Source organism: Nonomuraea lactucae (genome assembly GCF_003313395.1).
GTDB classification, from domain to species: domain Bacteria; phylum Actinomycetota; class Actinomycetes; order Streptosporangiales; family Streptosporangiaceae; genus Nonomuraea; species Nonomuraea lactucae.
The window spans coordinates 1-2,515 of record NZ_QNFZ01000626.1 but is presented as its reverse complement, the minus strand read 5'-3'; the positions used below and the strand labels follow the sequence as shown (position 1 = coordinate 2,515).

Sequence of the window (2,515 nt, the reverse complement as noted above, 5' to 3'; positions counted from 1 at the left end):
CGGCCGTGGCGGCGCGACGCAGTGCGCGGTGACGCGTCACCGCGACGGTGGCGGGCCGGCCGGCGCCGCCGCCGCTGGGCCGATGAGGTGGGGCCCACCCGCACGGGCCATGGTGTGCGGCGTGCCCGTCGGCAGGCGGCGAGTCAGTTCTGCGGTGCCGGGAGGCGGTTCCCGGCATGGACGACCTTGATCTTTTGGGCTAGTTTGCCCGGCATGAGGCTTCGATTCGCGTTCGGGGTGCTGGCGGCGGCCTGCCTGCTCGCCGCTCCACTGCCTGCCCGCGCCGACGTGCCCGCGCTTGGCTGGGAGCTCAAGGAGACGGGGGTGACTGCGCGCCTGCGCGGGCTGTCGCCGGTGAGCCGGGACGTGGTGTGGGCCTCCGGTTCCGGCGGCACCGTGCTGCGCACCGCGGACGGCGGGGCCACCTGGGAGAACGTCTCGCCGCCCGGCACGGAGACGTTGCAGTTCCGGGACGTGGAGGCGTTCGACGCGCGCCGGGCCGCGGTCCTGTCGATCGGCGAGGGAACGGACTCGCGGATCTACCGGACGGAGGACTCCGGCCGTACCTGGACCGAGGCGTTCAGGAACGACGAACCGAGGGCCTTCTACGACTGCATGGCCTTTTTCGACCGGCGCCACGGGCTGGCGATGAGCGACCCGGTGGACGGCAGGTTCCGGATCCTCGCCACCGAGGACGGCGGCCGGAGCTGGCAGGTGCTGCCGTCCGGCGGCATGCCGGAGGCGCTGCCGGGTGAGGCGGGGTTCGCCGCGAGCGGCCAGTGCCTGGTCACGCGGGGCGGGCGTGACGCCTGGCTGGCCAGCGGCGGGGCGGAGCGGTCCCGGGTGTTCCACTCCGGCGACCGGGGGCGCACCTGGACGGTGACCGACACGTCGGTCCCTGCCGGCGACCCGGCGCGGGGCGTGTTCGCGCTGGCGTTCCGCGACCGGGGGCGTGGCATCGCGGTGGGCGGCGACTACCGGCCGGGCCAGCAGTCTCCCAGCGCCGCGGCGGTCACCCGGGACGGTGGGGCCACCTGGCAGGCTGCCACGGCGCCTCCCCCGGCGTACCGGTCGGGGGTGACGTGGGTGCCGTACCTGCCGTTCGCCGCGATCGCCGTCGGGCCTTCGGGGAGTGACGTGACGTACACGGGCGGGAAGGCGTGGCGGACGTTCGACGGCGGCTCGTTCGACACGGTGGCGTGCGCCAAGGACCTGTCATGCTGGGCGGCCGGTGAGCAGGGCAGGGTCGCCCGGCTCACCCTCCTCCGGCAACCCTGAACATCCTCCAGCACCTCTGAAAGTCCTCCAGCACCCCTGAACGTCTTGGACGGCACCGGACCCGGCCCGCCGGGCGGCCAACCCGCCTTGCAGGACCCGTGGCCATCCCCCTGCGACCCCCTCTGAGTCTGATCACCCTGCAGCTTCTTATCCCCCCTGCGGCGCCGGAGACGGGGCGCTGCGGCGGTGGCCCTACCGCTGGGTGCTCAGCGGACGCCGCGTGGGCGGAACTGGATGCTGACGCGCGGCCCCGTCGGCCGGGTGGTCTTGGGGATGGCGTGCTCCCACGTGCGCTGGCAGCTGCCGCCCATCACCAGCAGATCGCCGTGGCCCAGGTCGTGGCGGATGGAGTGGCCGCCGCCTCGCGGGCGCAGCAGCAGGGCGCGCGGGGTGCCGACCGAGAGGATCGCGACCATGGTGTCCTCGGTGCCGCCCCTGCCGATGGTGTCTCCGTGCCAGGCGACGCTGTCGCGGCCGTCGCGGTAGAAGCACAGACCCACCGTGCGGAACGGCTCACCCAGCTCGTCGTGGTAGTGGGAGTTGAGCGCCCGCATGGCGTCGTCGAGCACCGGGTCGGGCAGTGGTTCCTCCTCGTCGTAGAACTTCAGCAGCCGCGGCACGTCGACGACCTTGTCGTACATCCGCCGCCGCTCCTCCCGCCACGGCACGACGTCCACCAGCCGGTCGAACAGCGCGTCGGCCCCCGCCATCCAGCCCGGCAGGACGTCGATCCACGCCCCGTGGTCGAGGGTCGTCCTGCGGACCGCGCCCCCGAGCGGGCCCACGCCGATGTCCTCGTCAAGACCGAGCAGAGACGCTTGGAAAACTGGCCTCATGATGCCGAGTGTATGTGACCCTTCAAACACCCATTCGAGGGGGTCAGATCCGGTAACGTCTCGATAATGATGTCCCGTTACATGGTCGGGGCCGTGGCCGCGCGCACCGGCAACGAGATGTCCGGCCCCGCGCTCCTCCTCATGGGCCTAGCGATGACCGGCTCCCCCGTCATGGCGTCGTGGCTGATGGCCGGGCTGACCGCGTCGGCGGCCGTCGGCGGGCCGTTACTCGGGGCCCTGCTCGACCGCGCCGAGCGGCCGGGCAGGATGGTCGGACGGTGCCTGCTCGGCTACACCGCGGGCCTGCTGGCCGTCCTGCTCGGCCTGGGACGGGTGCCCGACGCCGCGCTGGTCGCCGTCGCGGCGGTGGCCGGGCTGCTGGGTCCGGCGCTCAGCGGCGG

The 2,515-nt window shown here is 73.5% G+C and carries 2 protein-coding genes and 1 pseudogene; 2 read left to right on the top strand and 1 reads right to left on the bottom strand.

Annotation, left to right across the window (positions count from 1 at the left end):
• Nucleotides 1–213: 213 nt before the first annotated feature.
• A complete protein-coding gene (locus DQW85_RS24440) occupies nt 214–1,278 on the top strand; it encodes a WD40/YVTN/BNR-like repeat-containing protein (protein WP_113702360.1) in 1,065 nt (354 codons plus the stop codon).
• Between the two features lie 206 nt (nt 1,279–1,484).
• On the opposite strand, the gene DQW85_RS24435 is transcribed toward DQW85_RS24440, so the two are convergent.
• Nucleotides 1,485–2,114 (bottom strand): alpha-ketoglutarate-dependent dioxygenase AlkB, encoded by a 630-nt coding sequence (locus DQW85_RS24435; RefSeq protein WP_113702359.1) that lies wholly within the window; start codon nt 2,112–2,114, stop codon nt 1,485–1,487.
• A 66-nt stretch (nt 2,115–2,180) separates the two neighbouring features.
• On the opposite strand from DQW85_RS24435, the pseudogene DQW85_RS24430 reads away from it, so the two are divergent.
• Nucleotides 2,181–2,515: pseudogene (locus DQW85_RS24430) on the top strand (MFS transporter); the annotation flags it as partial.